This window comes from Paenibacillus nitricinens (assembly GCF_052056485.1).
In the GTDB taxonomy this organism is placed as follows: Bacteria; Bacillota; Bacilli; order Paenibacillales; family Paenibacillaceae; genus Paenibacillus_AQ; species Paenibacillus_AQ nitricinens.
On sequence record NZ_CP183948.1, the window covers coordinates 3125744 to 3140765 of the forward strand.

Here is a 15022-nt window from a genome sequence, read left to right on the forward strand (position 1 = left end):
ATAAATCGTAGAAGTTCTAAAAAAGGAGTATGAAACGTGTGAATGTGTTCAAAAAAGTTAGAAATAATTATGTGATTTGGCATGCCAATCGTATTCAGTTACTGGATTTTCCTTCAAGCCCTATTGTTAGAAAGAAAGTGGTTTTCTCGGGTAGAGTTCAAAATGTGGGATTTCGGTTAGAAATATATACGATTGCAGTAAGAATGAGATTAACGGGTAGGGTAAAAAATTTAAACGACGGAAGTGTAGAGGTAGAGGTACAAGGAGAAGAGCAGCAAATCTCTTTTTTAGTTGATTGCATGCAATCATTGAAACGGGCATCAGTAAAAAAAGTGACGATGAGCGATCTGCCTATTCATGAGGGAGAGAAAGATTTCATGATAGTGAAATAAGTACATATCGTTTAGCTGAATTGAGAAGTAAATTATATATGGTACTGAAGTATTTGATCAATTCGATGGAAAGTTATTGAGCCACGCGGCTGTACCCTTAGGGTCCTCTTTGAGTTTTATTTGTTTGTTGATTAGTGTTGGAATAATGCTTGGGTTTTTAATTGAAGGGACATCCGTGTTCAGTACAATCATTTTAATGTGGCCGTTGATACAAATTGGTCTTGTAATTCTCTCATTTATTGTTGGAGCGCTGCTTTGGGAATTACTCTATGTAATAGCCCTTTTTCCTTTAATATTGTTGCCTATTAATTTAATTGGTGAGGGAATATCATTAGGGTTTCAGTTAAATCGATTAGTTTTTCGTAGAGATCAAAATAAATTATCAGAGTTTTTCATAAGCATATTGATTAACCTGATGATTATTATTTTTATTATTATAGCTATATCTAAATCTGAAAGCGCTAATTTTTTTATGTGAATCAGGCGGCCGGGGCTTAATATAACATATTACTGTGTGGTTTATCGAATAGAACAAAATGGAACTATTGTGTAAACTGAGCGTAACCGATAAATAAAAGAGATTATGATAGAGCAGGAGGTACATATGAACTACAGAATTTTCAGAAAAATGCTTTTTACCACACTTGCCACCCTGATGTTAAGTGTTTTGCTTCTTCCGGTTTTAACTTCAGCCAAGACAGCTGTACCTAAGCATACTGGGTCATTTTATGTGAATGATTTTGCAAATGTGATCGACGAGAAAGCTGAGAATTACATGGTGAACTATGGGATTCGATTACATCAGGATACGGGCGCTCAAGTCGTAGTGGTGACAGTCGATTCTACAAATGGAGTTTCGATGGAAGAGTATGCAACTTCGCTATTCAATAGCTGGGGCGTAGGCTCCGCAGATAAGAATAACGGGCTTCTGCTGCTGCTCTCTATAAAAGATGATGACTACTGGGCGGTACAAGGTAAGGGTATTGAGGACACGTTGCCTAACAGTAAGATTAAAGAGATTCTCTCTCAATATCTTGAACCGGATTTTGCAGCAAAAACTTATAGTAACGGTGCACGTAAAACTTATGGCGCTTTTATCCAAGCCATGGGTGGGACCTGGGTGGAGAATGTCGGCACCAAAAACTATGTATCCGATAATGCCGGTGTACTCAAAAAAGTAACAAAGGATTATTTGAACGAATCTAGCAACAGATATAAAACTACAACTGGCAGCGGAATTTATGTGGTTACTGTAAAGAATGCAGGAGATAAAACACTTCAGGATTATACCTACATGAAGTTTGCCTCCGTTGCTGCTGGCCCTAAGGATGTTATGCTCGTGCTAGACATAGGTGGAGACAACTATCATGTTCTGCAAGGGAAGGACATCGACAAGGTTCTAACTAATGATGCAATCAGCAATATTTTGGATACTGTACTTGAGCCCCAATTTGTGAAAAAAGATTACGGAACGGGAGCTACGGCAACTTCTAATGCTTTGTACAGCTTCTTATTGGCTAGAGCGGATCAATCCGTTGGAGCGACGGGAAATAGTGGAGGTACTACAGCCGCCAATTCTTCCTCAACAACCACTTCATCAAAGGAGACTAGTGTTAGTGTAGGCAAAGGTCTTCTAATTTACTTATTGATATTTGCTCCGCTCATACTGTTCGGATATGGTGTTTCACGACGCAATAAATATATTGAAATGTACGGTTTGCCATTTAATCCGTATAGCCCAAGAAATATTCGTCGGTATGGGAATTGGTACGGTCAAGCGGATTACGGTTATGGTAGACGTTGGCACAGACGTTATAATAATCACCACCACCATCATAGAAACACACCATCCAATAACTCACAGTCAAGCTTCTGGGGAAACAGTGGTGGAGGCGGATCTACTAGAGGTGGCGGAGCAGGACGTTATTCCTCAAGCAACGAGAACCGTGGTGGAGGAGGTTCCAGCAGTGGCGGAGGCGCAGGAAGACATTCTTCAAGTTCTTCCAGCAGCAGTTACTCTAATGATGATAGAGGCTCATCAGGTGGAGGAGGCTCTTCCGGCGGCGGTGGCTCATCAGGTGGTGGAGGTAGCGCCAGCAGTGGTGGTGGAGCGGGAAGACACTAAAAAGGTTGAAGATGAGCAGGTTTCCGGGTTATCCGAAACCTGCTTGTTTTGTTTTAGGAGGTTACTTATTTGTTTTAGGTTGTTACTTAATAGTAACTTTTCATAAAATTCATCGTCTATGATAAAGTTAGACATTTATTTTCAAATTCCGTAATAGTCAGGGAGGAAAAAAGAAGTGAGCACTTCATCATTACCTCAACGTTCCACCGTACGCAAAAAGAAGCCAACAAAAAAACGTAAGAAACGGAGCTTTTTCCGAACATTATCCAAAGTGTTTTTATTCTGTTTAATTTTGTTGATTGCTGGGGGCGGCTGGTTTTACTTTGCACCTTCGGCTAAAAATCTGCGCTATTCAATCGCTGATACACTGATTACAACACAGCACCGATACATGGCTAAATATATTATTGGCGAGGACGGATTAAAGAACAGAGTGACTGAATATAGCGCCCAATTTGAAGAGATGGGGGTCGAAAAGGATACACACACCATCACTCCTGAACCAGAAGTAAAAGAGAAACCACTGGTCGAGATAGAAAATGTCTCAGGTACTGGATATTCAGGATTTGTCATGATCGTTAATGATCCTACTAAAGTCCGTTTGGGAATTCCAGATAAGGTAGGGTCAGGTGAGAAAGTAACTAGTATGGTGAAGCGCACAGGTGCTATCGCTGGAGTTAACGGTGGTGGATTCGCTGACCCCAACTGGAAAGGTAACGGATTTAAACCTATCGGTATTGTGATCTCACAAGGTAAGTTATATTACAACGGTCTCGGTGGCAAGAAATCCACGCAAATCGTAGGTCTTGATAAACAAGGGAAGATGGTTGCTGGAAATTATTCTTTAGACGAGATTAGTAAAATGGGTGTTCAGGAGGCAGTAACTTTTAGCCCTCGTTTAATCGTCAATGGAAAAGGATTGATTAAGAACGCGGCTGAAGGTTGGGGAATTGCACCAAGAACAGCGATGGGCCAGCGAGCTGACGGAGCGATTATATTTGTTATTATTGATGGAAGACAACCTACTTATAGTATTGGGGCAAATCTATACGATGTGCAACAAATCCTTCTTAAGCATGGGGCTGTGATTGCAGCAAACTTGGATGGAGGTTCTTCTACCGTTCTGGTAAAAGACAACGAGATTATGAACAAGCCATCTTCTCAATATGGGGAACGATATTTACCTACGGCTTTTCTGGTATTTGAGCACCCTGAGCAAGTCGATATGCCGAATATTTGGAAGGGACTTGACCCCTCCAAAATTGATGCTGCTAAGAAGCGTACACGCTAAAGCACTCTTAATACGTAAATAAGATAAGGATTATCTTGGATTGCCATATGAAAATATGCTACGATATCACCTAGCATGAACAGAATACAGAACTAACAGGTCTGGAACAGGGGGAATAGGAGTGACGTTGCAACAACTCCGCTACGCTATCGAAATTGCAAATAGTGGCTCCATGAATGAGGCGGCAAAGAAGCTCTTTGTTTCTCAACCGAGCCTGTCCAATGCCATTAAAGAGTTAGAAAGTGAACTGGGGATAACGATTTTTGAGCGGACTAACCGTGGAATCAGTATTTCCGTTGAGGGAATGGAATTCTTGGGTTATGCCCGCCAAATTATTGAACAGACGGAGCTTATGGAGAATCGTTATACGGGGAAAAAGCGTAGTCCGATCTATTTTTCCATCTCTACGCAGCACTACGCCTTTGTGGTTGACGCCTTTGTAAATCTCATGAAGCACAATGACGTCTCAGAATACAACTTTAGCTTGAGAGAGACGCAAACCTACGAGATTATCGAAGATGTACGTACCTTGCGCAGTGATTTAGGAATTCTTTATATTAACGAGAGTAACTATAAGCATATGAATAAACTGTTTAGTGATGGCAATCTGAAATTCACACCACTTTTTAATACCGATCCGCATCTTTATGTTCGAACTGGACATCCGCTGGCTCGTAAGGAAGTTATTACTCAGGATGATATTGTGCCGTTCCCTTATATCACTTTTGAACAGGGTGAGAACAATTCACTGCACTTCTCAGAGGAAATGTTAAGCTTTTCACAAATTGAGAAGAATATTAAGGTGAATGACCGGGCGACACTGACCAATTTATTAATGGGTACGGATTGCTATACGGTAGGCACAGGAATTCTGGCATCCGATCTAAATGGTGATGGACTGAAGACGATTCCTTTTGAGAGCAATGAAGTATTTACGGTGGGCTGGATAGCGCATAAAGATCGCAGACCGAGTGTAATGGCATCTAAGTATATCGAGATTTTGAATGACCTGGTTTCTGGAAGTTATTTTGATCTAAATCATTTTTTACTATAGCAGTAGGAGGATCGGTATGATTAGACCCGTAATTGGCACCCAGAGAAATGCTCCACCCTTTCGATACGATATCGTTGGCAGCTTCTTACGAACGGATGAGATTAAAACGGCCCGCCTCCAATATGACAATGGTGAAATCACGGGCAGTCTGCTTCATGAAATAGAGAATATTGAAATCGCCAAACTACTGGAACTGCAAAAAGAAGTGGGTTTATTGGCGGTCACAGACGGGGAATTTCGCCGTTCCTGGTGGCATCTCGATTTCTTTGTAGGGATTAAAGGAACTGAGAAGATTAACTTAAATCAAGGAAGAGCGGAAGCCGCTCAGCGCGCGGAATCTTTTCGAATCGTGGACCGGATTGCCTTTGAAGATCATCCAATGATCGACCAATTTATCGCTTTGAAACAAATGGCCGGAGACCAAATTCCGAAAATGACGATCCCTTCACCCGCTTTATTTCACTTTGTGGAGGATTTTAACGGGAATGAAGTTTACCCGGATCAAGAAACCCTATTCCAAGATATTATTGCTGTTTACCGAACTGCAATCCAAGCGTTCTATGATGCTGGCTGCCGTTACCTCCAGTTAGACGATACAACTTGGGGAACGCTGTGTAGTGGCAGACATAGGGCCCATTTACGAAGTAGAGGTACAGATCCAGATCAATTGGCTAAGGATTACGTTAGGTTGATTAACGAGAGCATTGCCAGTTGTCCAGATGATATGACGATCGCGCTTCACGTGTGCCGAGGTAATTTCCGCTCCACATGGTTCGCAGCTGGTGGTTATGAGCCTGTGGCCGAAGAGCTTTTTTCGAATACTAAAGTGGATGCTTTCTTCTTGGAGTATGATAATGAGCGGGCGGGCGATTTTGAACCCTTGCGTTTTATTAAAGATCAATTTGTGGTATTGGGACTAGTAACTACGAAACATGGTGGTCTTGAGAGCAAAGAGCAGCTCAAAGCACGTATTGAAGAAGCGGCACAATATGTAGATATTGAGAAGCTTTGCTTAAGTCCTCAATGTGGGTTTGCTTCCACCGAGGAAGGAAATATCCTAACCGAAGAAGAACAGTGGGATAAAATACGTCTCGTAATTGAAACAGCCCAAGAGGTTTGGTTATAAATAAAATAAGTTTTTAGAAGGCTCCTGTTTGATTTAGGGGCCTTTTTTATGCGTGTATTGTGTCAGCTTAGAGGATTAACCTACCAGCGCACTTTACTAGAGCTATTAATCAAGGGTATAATAAGTAACAATTGTTTTTAATTCATGTTGAAAGAGAGCGGGAACAATATGGGTCGTAAGTGGAATAATATTAAGGAAAAGAAAGCCTCCAAAGACGCCAACACAAGTCGCGTCTATGCAAAGTTTGGTGTTGAGATTTATGTAGCAGCCAAGAAAGGTGAACCCGATCCAGAAGCAAACCGGGCCTTAAAGGTTGTTTTAGAACGTGCAAAAACTTACAATGTACCAAAAGCCATTATTGACCGCGCGATGGATAAAGCCAAAGGCAGCGGTGATGAGAACTATGAGGAGCTTCGTTACGAAGGATTTGGACCTAACGGTTCGATGATCATCGTCGATGCACTTACGAATAACGTTAACCGTACAGCGCCTTTGATCCGTTCTACATTCAGTAAGAATGGCGGGAATATGGGTGTCAGCGGATCTGTAGCTTACATGTTTGATTCAACGGCTGTTATCGGTGTAGAAGGTAAAACTGCCGATGAAGTGATTGAGATGATGTTCGATGCAGAACTTGATGTACGTGATGTTCTAGAAGAGGATGAGGCGGTTATCGTGTACGCTGAACCTGATCAGTTCCATGCTGTACAAGAAGTATTCAGAAATGCAGGAATCACTGAGTTTACTGTTGCTGAGCTTAACATGCTACCACAGAACTATGTAACACTTCCTGAAGGTGCACAAGCTCAATTCGAGAAATTGATTGATGCCTTAGAAGATTTAGAAGATGTTCAACAAGTGTATCATAACGTAGATTCTGAGGACTAAGAATAACATATAACAAGGCGATGGAGTTCGCCACAACCGTCTCTTCAGACTAATGACTCCTACCAGAGTGTGCTTCACTGGTAGGAGTCTGTTTTGTTGTAGAGACTCATTTATACTGACTTTAGGAGTTGCTGTTATGAATCAATGGTCTGCACCATGGCATGAATTCGTGAAGAAAAGGAGTCATTTTGCACTTTGGAGTACATTTATCAAATGGATTGTACTCGGAAGTGTGGTTGGACTCTTATCAGGAACTGCCTCGGCTTTCTTTCTGAAAAGCTTAGACTATGTAACAGATGTACGTTTAGAGCATCCGTGGCTACTTTATTTGCTGCCTCTTGGGGGAGTATTTGTTAGTTTCTTATATATGCGTTACGGAAAAAACAGCGCTAAAGGAAATAACCTTATTATAGAACAAATTCAGGATGGGACAGAGACCATTCCTTTACGCATGGCACCCTTAGTATTGTTAGGAACACTGGTCACTCACTTGTTTGGTGGATCTGCCGGACGTGAGGGAACAGCTGTACAAATGGGAGGAAGCCTCGCGGAGTGGTTTGGAAAATTAATCAAAATCAGCCCGTTGGATCGTAAAATACTGTTAATGTGCGGGATTAGCGGAGGCTTTGGTTCTATTTTCGGAACACCGCTGGCTGGAACCTTATTTGGTCTAGAGGTAGTAACCATTGGACTTATTAGCCAACAGGCATTACTTCCATGTTTTGTGGCTAGCTTTGTTGGTGATCTGGTCACCACTCGATTGTGGGGCGTTCATCATACTCACTATGTAGTGAATGAATTTCCAGCCTTAAATTTATTGATTATTCTAAAAGTGGTATTGGCCTCTGTGATTTTTGGTCTCGTGAGTATGCTTTTCAGTGAACTGACTCATTTTCTAAAAAGAACCTTTACCGCCATGATAAGCAATCCAATGATAAAGGGTGCACTGGGTGGTTTGATTATCATTGCCTTAGTTTTCCTTATAGGGTCCCGTGATTACTTAGGCCTTGGAATTCCATTAATCAAGGATTCTTTTGAGGGAGATGTCTCGCCGTTTGCTTTTTTATGGAAGCTGATCTTTACCGCTTTTACCTTAGGAACAGGATTTCAAGGTGGTGAAGTTACTCCGCTATTTGCGATTGGAGCCACATTAGGCAATGCTTTGGCTGGATTTTTACATGTATATGGACCGTTTCTGGCTGCTCTCGGATTCATTGCTGTCTTCTCTGGAGCTACTAGTACGCCTATCGCTTGCTTTTTAATGGGGATTGAGCTGTTCGGGTCAGAGGGAGCTGTATACATGTTCATAGCTTGTGTAGTGAGTTATTTATTCTCTGGACATAGTAGTATTTATACTTCACAGCTTATTGGTGTATCGAAGAGCCAGTTCATTTCAGTTCCTCAAGGGACTAGAATAAGTAATGTTAAAAAAAGAAAATAAATTTGTTGGATTTTTGAAAATATAAGCACCTGACAGAGGAAGGTTAGTTCGTAATACGAGCTGACCTCCTCCTTTTTTTGTTTCAAAAAACAAACCCTCCAATATAACACCAGCCTTTACTTCATTTGATATAGTGTAAACCTAATATCTGAAATGAGGTGGGAATATGGTTTTATCCGTAAAAGATCTCTCTGTACGATACGGAGATAAATTGGCTGTCCAGGATTTAAGCTTTCATTTAGGTGAAGGAGAAGTAATTGGTTTATTAGGTGCAAATGGTGCTGGGAAGTCTTCGAGTATTGCTGCAATTCTAGGCATCGAAAAAAGTGAATTCCAAGAGCTTGTATTACTTGGGAAATCACCGATCACAGAACGAAAGGAAGTGTTTCAAAAAGTTGGTGTGCAATTTCAAGATACGAATTTTCAAGATCGCCTAACCCTAGAAGAAGCTTGTATTCAATGGCGTGCTTTGTACAAAAAACCACAAGCTATCGATCCCTTACTCCATACCTTTGGATTACATGAAAAGAAAAAGCAGGTTGTGAAATCACTTTCTGGTGGTGAAAAGCAGCGGTTAGCCGTTTTGTTGGCCCTCTTGCCCAATCCTCAGCTCGTCTTTTTAGATGAATTAACAACGGGTCTTGATACTAAGGCGCGTAAAATGCTGTGGAAACAGCTTTTAACTATGAAAGAAAAAGGACTATCGATTGTACTCACCTCTCATTACATGGACGAAGTAGAAGCTCTCTGCGATCATTTAATCATTTTAAGAGATGGGAAAACAGTCACGTCTGGTTCTGTTCAAGAAATTATAAAGCTTAGTGGACAAGCAACGTTAGAGGATACTTATTTATATTTTTCAGGTGAGGAGGAATGGGAATGAAATTATTTTGGACACTACTAAAAATAGAGGGTAAGCTTGTTTGGAAAGGCATGGATATACTTATATTCGGGATCATACTCCCGATCATATTGGCGACTCTTTTTGGATATGTCATGAGTAAAGAAGTGCCAGCCAGCGGAACATCCATGTTTGAAATCTCCTACCCTGCTGTCATTTGTATAGGGGTACTTGCAACTGGAGTGATGGGTGTACCCCTTACTATTGCTGACTATCGCCACCGGGGGATTTTAAAAAGATTCCAAGTAACACCCGTGTCCCCTTTACACATATTATTTGCACAAGTCGTTATCCAGTTATCTTCAGCACTTGTTTCGTTTATTGGCGTAACTGCTGTATATACTTTATTATTTGATTATAAAATGGGCGGTTCATGGACAGTCTTTCTCCTCACATATGCATTTGTAGTGTGTGCGATGTACAGTATTGGGATTCTTATCGGCAGTGTCGTTCCTGATCAAAAGTCTGCAAATTTATGGAGCTCAGTTGCCTACTTCACAATGCTTCTATTTTCGGGTGCGACGATTCCGTATGAGATTATGCCACGATTTTTTCAATGGGTAATGGATATTTTACCACTTTCACATGGCATTCATTTACTAAAACAAGTTTCAATTGGAGAACCTATTCAGCACTTATTCATTAGCATTATAATTCTTGGTTTATGTATATTGATTGGTATAGGCGGCGCTATCAAATTCTTTAAATGGAAGTGAAGGTGGGATACGGATGTATAGCACCAAAGAAATCGCGAATCTTGTTAACGTACATCCGAATACCGTTCGCATTTATGAAGAGTGGAAGTATATTTCTCCAGTTCCTCGTACAGAGAATGGATATCGAGTATTTTCAGAGCTCCATTTATTTCAGCTTCAAGTAGCAAGAACAGCTTTTCATTGTGAGATTATTCAAGGTCATAGTCGAGCAAAAGCACGTGCAATTGCAGAAGCCAGTGGTAAAAGCGATTTCAAGCTGGCTTTTAAACTTGCTCATGTCTATTTGGCTCATCTTAAACAAGAATATCAATTAGCTTTAGAAGCGATTCAATTGGTTGAACAATGGCTCAGTGGCAAGGAATCATCGTCTAATCAAACCTATACTCGGAGTGAAGTCACTCAGTTATTGAATTTATCGCCTGAGATCCTACGCAACTGGGAAAGAAATGGTTTATTAACGGTTCCTAGACTACCGAATGGGTATCGCATTTATACTGAACGAGAATTAAACAGAATGAAGATTATTCGTACATTGCGAGCAGCGCACTATTCAATGAATGCTATTCTTCGACTAATAAATACAGCTGAACACTCAAAGGAACTAAGCATCAAAGAAATATTAGATACGCCTGGAGAGTTCGAAGATATTGTCACAGTAACGGATCGTTTAATTTATTCTCTAGAAGAAGCGATAGATAAAGCAAAAGAAGTTATTCAACTGTTAGAGACCAAAATCATGTATGATTTCCCGCGCTAAGTTGACAAGTAACGGCATGCGTTTTAAACTGTTACCAAACGAAGGGATGGTTTAACATGATTCATGTAGAAACTGAAAAGTTATGTACAAGAGGCTGCTCTGAACAAACGGATACAAACGATGAAACGTTGTCCGGAGCTTAATCAAAAGCGTAATGCTTTTATATCATCGAAGGATAGTGGTCCAATTTAGTGTGAAATTTCATGCTTATTTGGTTATGCTATCTTTCGGTGTTAATGATTAAGAGGCTGTAGACAATTTTCGTCTACAGCCTTTTGTGTTATAGTGCTCAGTTTCTACACTGACATTTGTATGTTTGTGCCGTTCAATCGTGTACTGACAAGCAGAAGGCTTGCACCTAAAGGTGCAGTGTCTTCTGCTTTTTTGCGTTCTTAATTAATTCCAGAAAAGAGGAATAGAAAATGAGCTTACTTGAGGTTTCTAATTTATCACATGCCTTTGGAGATAAGGTTCTATACAAGAATGTTTCTATGGAACTGTACAAGGGTGAGCATGTAGGCGTTGTTGGGCAGAACGGAACGGGGAAGAGTACGTTAATTAGCATTTTGACGGGCGAAGTGATCCCGGATGATGGAATGATAAAGTGGCAGCCCAATATTACAATCGGTCATCTCGATCAATACGCTGTCATGGACGGAAACCGTACGGTTCATAATTATTTAAGACAGGCTTTCTCAGAATTATATGAGCTAGAACGAAAAATGAATGAGCTTTATGAAACGTGCGCTGTAACTGGCGACGAAACGTTATTACAAAAGGCAGCAGACTACCAGGAACGCTTAGAAGCGCTAGACTATTATTCGATGGAGAGCAACATCAGTAAGCTGGTTACGGGTCTTGGGATTAACGCAATTGGAATTGACCGTCCCATCGAGCAATTAAGTGGGGGGCAACGGACGAAAGTTATACTGGCCAAGCTTTTACTTCAACAACCTGATGTGCTATTGCTCGATGAACCAACCAATTATCTGGATAAGGAACATGTTAACTGGCTCGCTGAGTATCTGATTGCATTCAATCAAGCGTTCATTGTGGTATCTCATAACTATGCCTTTCTCGATAAAATATCCACTAGTATTTGCGACATTGAGGGTGAAACGATTAAAAAATACCACGGGAAATACTCAGATTTTGTGAAGCAGAAGGAACATTTACGAGAGAGTCATATCCGGCAATATCATACACAGCAGAAAAAAATAGAAACCACTGAGCAATTCATTCGAAAAAACGGTGCAGGTGTTAATTCCAAAATTGCCCGTGGCCGCCAGAAACAGCTGGATAGGATGGAACGAATCGCTGCTCCGACATTTGTCTCCAAAGCGTCTATTCGCTTTAAGGAGCTTCCATGCATGTCACAAGTGGCGCTTAAAGTGGATCACTTAGTCGTAGGTTACGATAAGCCTTTGTTGCCTAAATTGAAGTTCTCCATTCGCGGTGGACAAAAGCTCGTGATTACGGGGTTCAACGGAATCGGGAAATCAACATTGCTAAAGACGTTGGTTGGAGAGATCCAAGGGATTAGCGGTAGGTTTCAGTTCGCAGAACAAATTAAAGTGGGTTATTTTGAACAAGATCTAACTTGGGAAGACGATACAATGACACCTATTCAGGTGATTTCAGCTTATGATCCCAAACTGACTGTAAAGGAGATACGTCGCTATCTAGCACAGTGTGTTGTTAAAGATAACCTTGTAATACAGTCAATACGTACACTCAGCGGCGGGGAGCAATCTAAAGTTAAGTTGTGCCTATTACTGCTTTCAGAATATAACTTTCTAATTATGGATGAGCCGACCAATCACTTAGATGCTGAAACAAAAGAAGCTTTACAGAAAGCTTTAATCCAATTTGGAGGATCTGTGATTCTTGTTTCTCATGAAGAACAGTTTTACCAGGGGTGGGTTGATGGTGTGCTTAACATAGGAGATGAAACCAGAAAAAATTTACAGGTACTGCGGTGATCAATTCGTATAGTTTGTACTTAAACGATATGGTTAAATAACAGAGTAGGTCTTCAATATAATTGAAGATCTACTTTTTTTGGATAAAAGTGAGAGTTTTTCTGATAGGAATCGTCTATACAGTATCGTGCTTCAAGGAGGCTTTAAGGTGAAAGGACATGTACCAAAAGTTGGAAAAGAGGAAGAAAGGCAATGGATCCTAAACGTTCTGGATGGGCAAAAGGAAGACTATTCGTACCTTGTGAATCGATATAAGAATAAAATTTATGGCCTTTTGAGAGGAATGGGGGCCGATCATCAAGACGCGCAAGACATCACTCAGGAAACTTTTATAAAAGCTTATCGTAAGCTAGCCTCACATGATCTGGATAAAAACTTTGCGGCTTGGCTGTATACGATCGCGACTAATTTACTGAAGGATTTGTGGAAAAAAACTCGTCCTATAGCGAGCTTACCAGACGATCTTGCTGAACTATCTCTTTCAGATAATCCAGAAGAAGAATTCATTCGATCGGAGCATCGCACAGAGCTGCATCAGTTAATGCAGAAGCTACCGCCTAATTATCGTACGACTTTGCTGCTTCGTTACACCAATGATTTAAGCTATGAAGAAATGTGTACGCTCTTAGAGGTTCCTTTAAGTAAGATCCAAAATGATCTTTATCGTGCAAAACAGCGATTGAAGCAAATCATGACACACCAGGAGGTGAAGAGCGATGAAGTGCTTAAGTCCATTTGAGATCGAGCAATACATCCTAAATACACCCACCTTACGGTCTTTGGAGGTCACTGACCACGTTGCTGCTTGTGCGCATTGCAATTTAATCTATCATACGCTATTGGAAGAACAAGGGGAGTGGTCGCAAGCTTTGTTTGAGGAGAAGTTACCAGATTCCTTTACGGCTCAAGTTATGGCTTCAATAGAATTTGTTGAACTAGAGAAAGTAAAGGTTCCTGACAGGAAGCGAAAGAACCCGAAGCTTAAGAGGTTACTGAGATTAACCATGGGTGCGGCTTTATTACTGGTTGTACTAAGTGCCGCGATTTTATATTCTGTACCCACACTGGCAGATACGTTACGTTCTCTTTTTGTAAAAGATAATGTGGACATTGGCCTTTTACGAGCACAAGAATTTGGGTTGGTAGAACATCCTAATATTAAGGTGAAGGATAAAGGCTATACGGTCAAAATAGATGAAGCAGTGGCAGATCCTACGCGGGTAATTGTTGCTCTACAGTTGTTCGGACCTGATGGGAAGCATGAGAAAAAGAGGTTAGTCCTAAATGAAGGAAACAGTATTGCGATTAAAGATGATCAAGGGAAGATTTTAGGGAAGTTATCTGATATTGGATTTACCAATGACTTTTACTATTTGATTGTTAATTTTTCTGAACCTTTGCAAACCGATCGAATTACGGTCGATGGTCATATTACTGAATTGGGAAATGTACGAAATAACATCCCTCTTCTTAAAGGAGATTGGAACTTCAATTTTTCAATGGATATGACAGAAGCGAATAAACAAACGACCTCCATGCCACTAACGGGTAGCTACACCTCCCCAGACGGTTTAACTGTGACCTTGAAAAAATTAACTCATATGGTGCAAGGTGTTCGTTTTGAATTTGATACGGAGTTGAGTGAAGAGGCGCTAAACCGTTCTCCGGGTGAACTATGGAAGCAGCAAGGGCTGAAATTTCATTTCGAGGATGAGCAAGGGGAAGAGATTCATAGTGTAAATGCTAGGAAATTACCAAATAAGGACAGTGTGATGGCTTTCTCAAGTACCCCAGGAGAAAAACCAGGACAAATACATTGGAGCTATATGTTTAAATATTTACCGCAGGATATGCCATATACTTTTGTTTTCGATGGGTATTCTATTCCAGAGGTGGATGGTTCTAGTGTGCAATTTGAGCCAGCGAAACTGAAAGAACATCCAATACCCTTTGCATTTGATGGGGATGAGCTGATGTTAAATGATTTTACGGTGGAGTCGTCTCCTGATGCGAATGTATCAGCGAAGGAAGGGGCATTACATTTTAGTGGAAGAATGAGAAATGAGTTTATGAATGATGAATGGGTAATCAAGACAACGGACGACAAGGATTACAAACTTACTAAACAAGGAGCATTTTCTATTAAAGGCTCTGGATGGAAGGATGGTTATATTGTAATTGTTCAATCTCAATCAAATAACCAAAAGAAATATTTTGAATTCCGTGCCGAAGGACTAACAAAGATCCCTGATCAGCTTCAATTAATACGCACAATAGTCAACCGGTTGTATACCAATGTAGACTGGTCCGTTCCTATCATGGAAGCTAGCAAAAAGCAGTGAAATCAAT

Annotated in this window: 13 protein-coding genes and 1 riboswitch; all 13 genes read left to right on the forward strand. The window is 40.7% G+C overall.

Translation table 11 applies throughout. The features are described from left to right. Positions 1-29 precede the first annotated feature (29 nt). The 13 genes from ACN6KS_RS13910 to ACN6KS_RS13970 all read left to right on the forward strand — a co-directional run bounded on the left by ACN6KS_RS13910 (position 30) and on the right by ACN6KS_RS13970 (position 15015). Entirely contained in the window at positions 30-392 is a 363-nt protein-coding gene (locus tag ACN6KS_RS13910) for an acylphosphatase (RefSeq protein ID WP_256989792.1), read from the forward strand. A 604-nt stretch (positions 393-996) separates the two neighbouring features. Next, positions 997-2517, forward strand: coding sequence for a TPM domain-containing protein (locus ACN6KS_RS13915; protein WP_440962240.1), 1521 nt, complete (start codon positions 997-999; stop codon positions 2515-2517). 175 nt (positions 2518-2692) lie between these two features. After that, a complete protein-coding gene (locus ACN6KS_RS13920; RefSeq protein WP_440962241.1) occupies positions 2693-3808 on the forward strand; it encodes a phosphodiester glycosidase family protein in 1116 nt (371 codons plus the stop codon). Between the two features lie 121 nt (positions 3809-3929). Next, on the forward strand, positions 3930-4862 hold the full coding sequence (locus ACN6KS_RS13925) for a LysR family transcriptional regulator (RefSeq protein ID WP_076204126.1): 933 nt from the start codon (positions 3930-3932) through the stop codon (positions 4860-4862). A gap of 16 nt (positions 4863-4878) precedes the next feature. Beyond that, complete coding sequence (locus ACN6KS_RS13930) at positions 4879-5988, forward strand: 5-methyltetrahydropteroyltriglutamate--homocysteine S-methyltransferase (RefSeq protein ID WP_440962242.1); 1110 nt, start codon at positions 4879-4881, stop codon at positions 5986-5988. A gap of 168 nt (positions 5989-6156) precedes the next feature. Next, entirely contained in the window at positions 6157-6876 is a 720-nt protein-coding gene (locus tag ACN6KS_RS13935) for a YebC/PmpR family DNA-binding transcriptional regulator (protein WP_440962243.1), read from the forward strand. Positions 6877-6883: 7 nt separating this feature from the next. Beyond that, positions 6884-6945, forward strand: a riboswitch (Fluoride riboswitch). Positions 6946-7012: 67 nt separating this feature from the next. Then, positions 7013-8317: a voltage-gated chloride channel family protein gene (locus tag ACN6KS_RS13940; RefSeq protein WP_440962244.1), complete on the forward strand. Its 1305-nt coding sequence runs from the start codon at positions 7013-7015 to the stop codon at positions 8315-8317. A gap of 166 nt (positions 8318-8483) precedes the next feature. Then, on the forward strand, positions 8484-9200 hold the full coding sequence (locus tag ACN6KS_RS13945; protein WP_440962245.1) for an ABC transporter ATP-binding protein: 717 nt from the start codon (positions 8484-8486) through the stop codon (positions 9198-9200). After that, positions 9197-9934 (forward strand): ABC transporter permease, encoded by a 738-nt coding sequence (locus ACN6KS_RS13950; protein WP_440962246.1) that lies wholly within the window; start codon positions 9197-9199, stop codon positions 9932-9934. Before ACN6KS_RS13945 ends, ACN6KS_RS13950 begins: the two co-directional genes overlap by 4 nt. A gap of 13 nt (positions 9935-9947) precedes the next feature. Further along, positions 9948-10691, forward strand: coding sequence for a MerR family transcriptional regulator (locus ACN6KS_RS13955; protein ID WP_440962247.1), 744 nt, complete (start codon positions 9948-9950; stop codon positions 10689-10691). 422 nt (positions 10692-11113) lie between these two features. After that, positions 11114-12673 carry an ABC-F family ATP-binding cassette domain-containing protein gene (locus tag ACN6KS_RS13960; protein WP_440962248.1) on the forward strand — a complete coding sequence of 520 codons (1560 nt, stop codon included), beginning with the start codon at positions 11114-11116 and terminating at the stop codon, positions 12671-12673. A 148-nt stretch (positions 12674-12821) separates the two neighbouring features. Further along, positions 12822-13412, forward strand: coding sequence for an RNA polymerase sigma factor (locus ACN6KS_RS13965; RefSeq protein ID WP_179281576.1), 591 nt, complete (start codon positions 12822-12824; stop codon positions 13410-13412). Then, a complete protein-coding gene (locus ACN6KS_RS13970) occupies positions 13390-15015 on the forward strand; it encodes a DUF4179 domain-containing protein (protein ID WP_440962249.1) in 1626 nt (541 codons plus the stop codon). Before ACN6KS_RS13965 ends, ACN6KS_RS13970 begins: the two co-directional genes overlap by 23 nt. Positions 15016-15022 lie beyond the last annotated feature (7 nt).

What these genes read in the sequence shown, in the direction of transcription:
- ACN6KS_RS13910 (WP_256989792.1), top strand. Translation starts at nt 30, where the DNA reads ATGAAACGTGTGAATGTGTTCAAAAAAGTTAGAAATAATTATGTGATT.
- ACN6KS_RS13915 (WP_440962240.1), top strand. Translation starts at nt 997, where the DNA reads ATGAACTACAGAATTTTCAGAAAAATGCTTTTTACCACACTTGCCACC.
- ACN6KS_RS13930 (WP_440962242.1), top strand. Translation starts at nt 4,879, where the DNA reads ATGATTAGACCCGTAATTGGCACCCAGAGAAATGCTCCACCCTTTCGA.
- ACN6KS_RS13935 (WP_440962243.1), top strand. Translation starts at nt 6,157, where the DNA reads ATGGGTCGTAAGTGGAATAATATTAAGGAAAAGAAAGCCTCCAAAGAC.
- ACN6KS_RS13940 (WP_440962244.1), top strand. Translation starts at nt 7,013, where the DNA reads ATGAATCAATGGTCTGCACCATGGCATGAATTCGTGAAGAAAAGGAGT.
- ACN6KS_RS13945 (WP_440962245.1), top strand. Translation starts at nt 8,484, where the DNA reads ATGGTTTTATCCGTAAAAGATCTCTCTGTACGATACGGAGATAAATTG.
- ACN6KS_RS13950 (WP_440962246.1), top strand. Translation starts at nt 9,197, where the DNA reads ATGAAATTATTTTGGACACTACTAAAAATAGAGGGTAAGCTTGTTTGG.
- ACN6KS_RS13955 (WP_440962247.1), top strand. Translation starts at nt 9,948, where the DNA reads ATGTATAGCACCAAAGAAATCGCGAATCTTGTTAACGTACATCCGAAT.
- ACN6KS_RS13960 (WP_440962248.1), top strand. Translation starts at nt 11,114, where the DNA reads ATGAGCTTACTTGAGGTTTCTAATTTATCACATGCCTTTGGAGATAAG.
- ACN6KS_RS13970 (WP_440962249.1), top strand. Translation starts at nt 13,390, where the DNA reads ATGAAGTGCTTAAGTCCATTTGAGATCGAGCAATACATCCTAAATACA.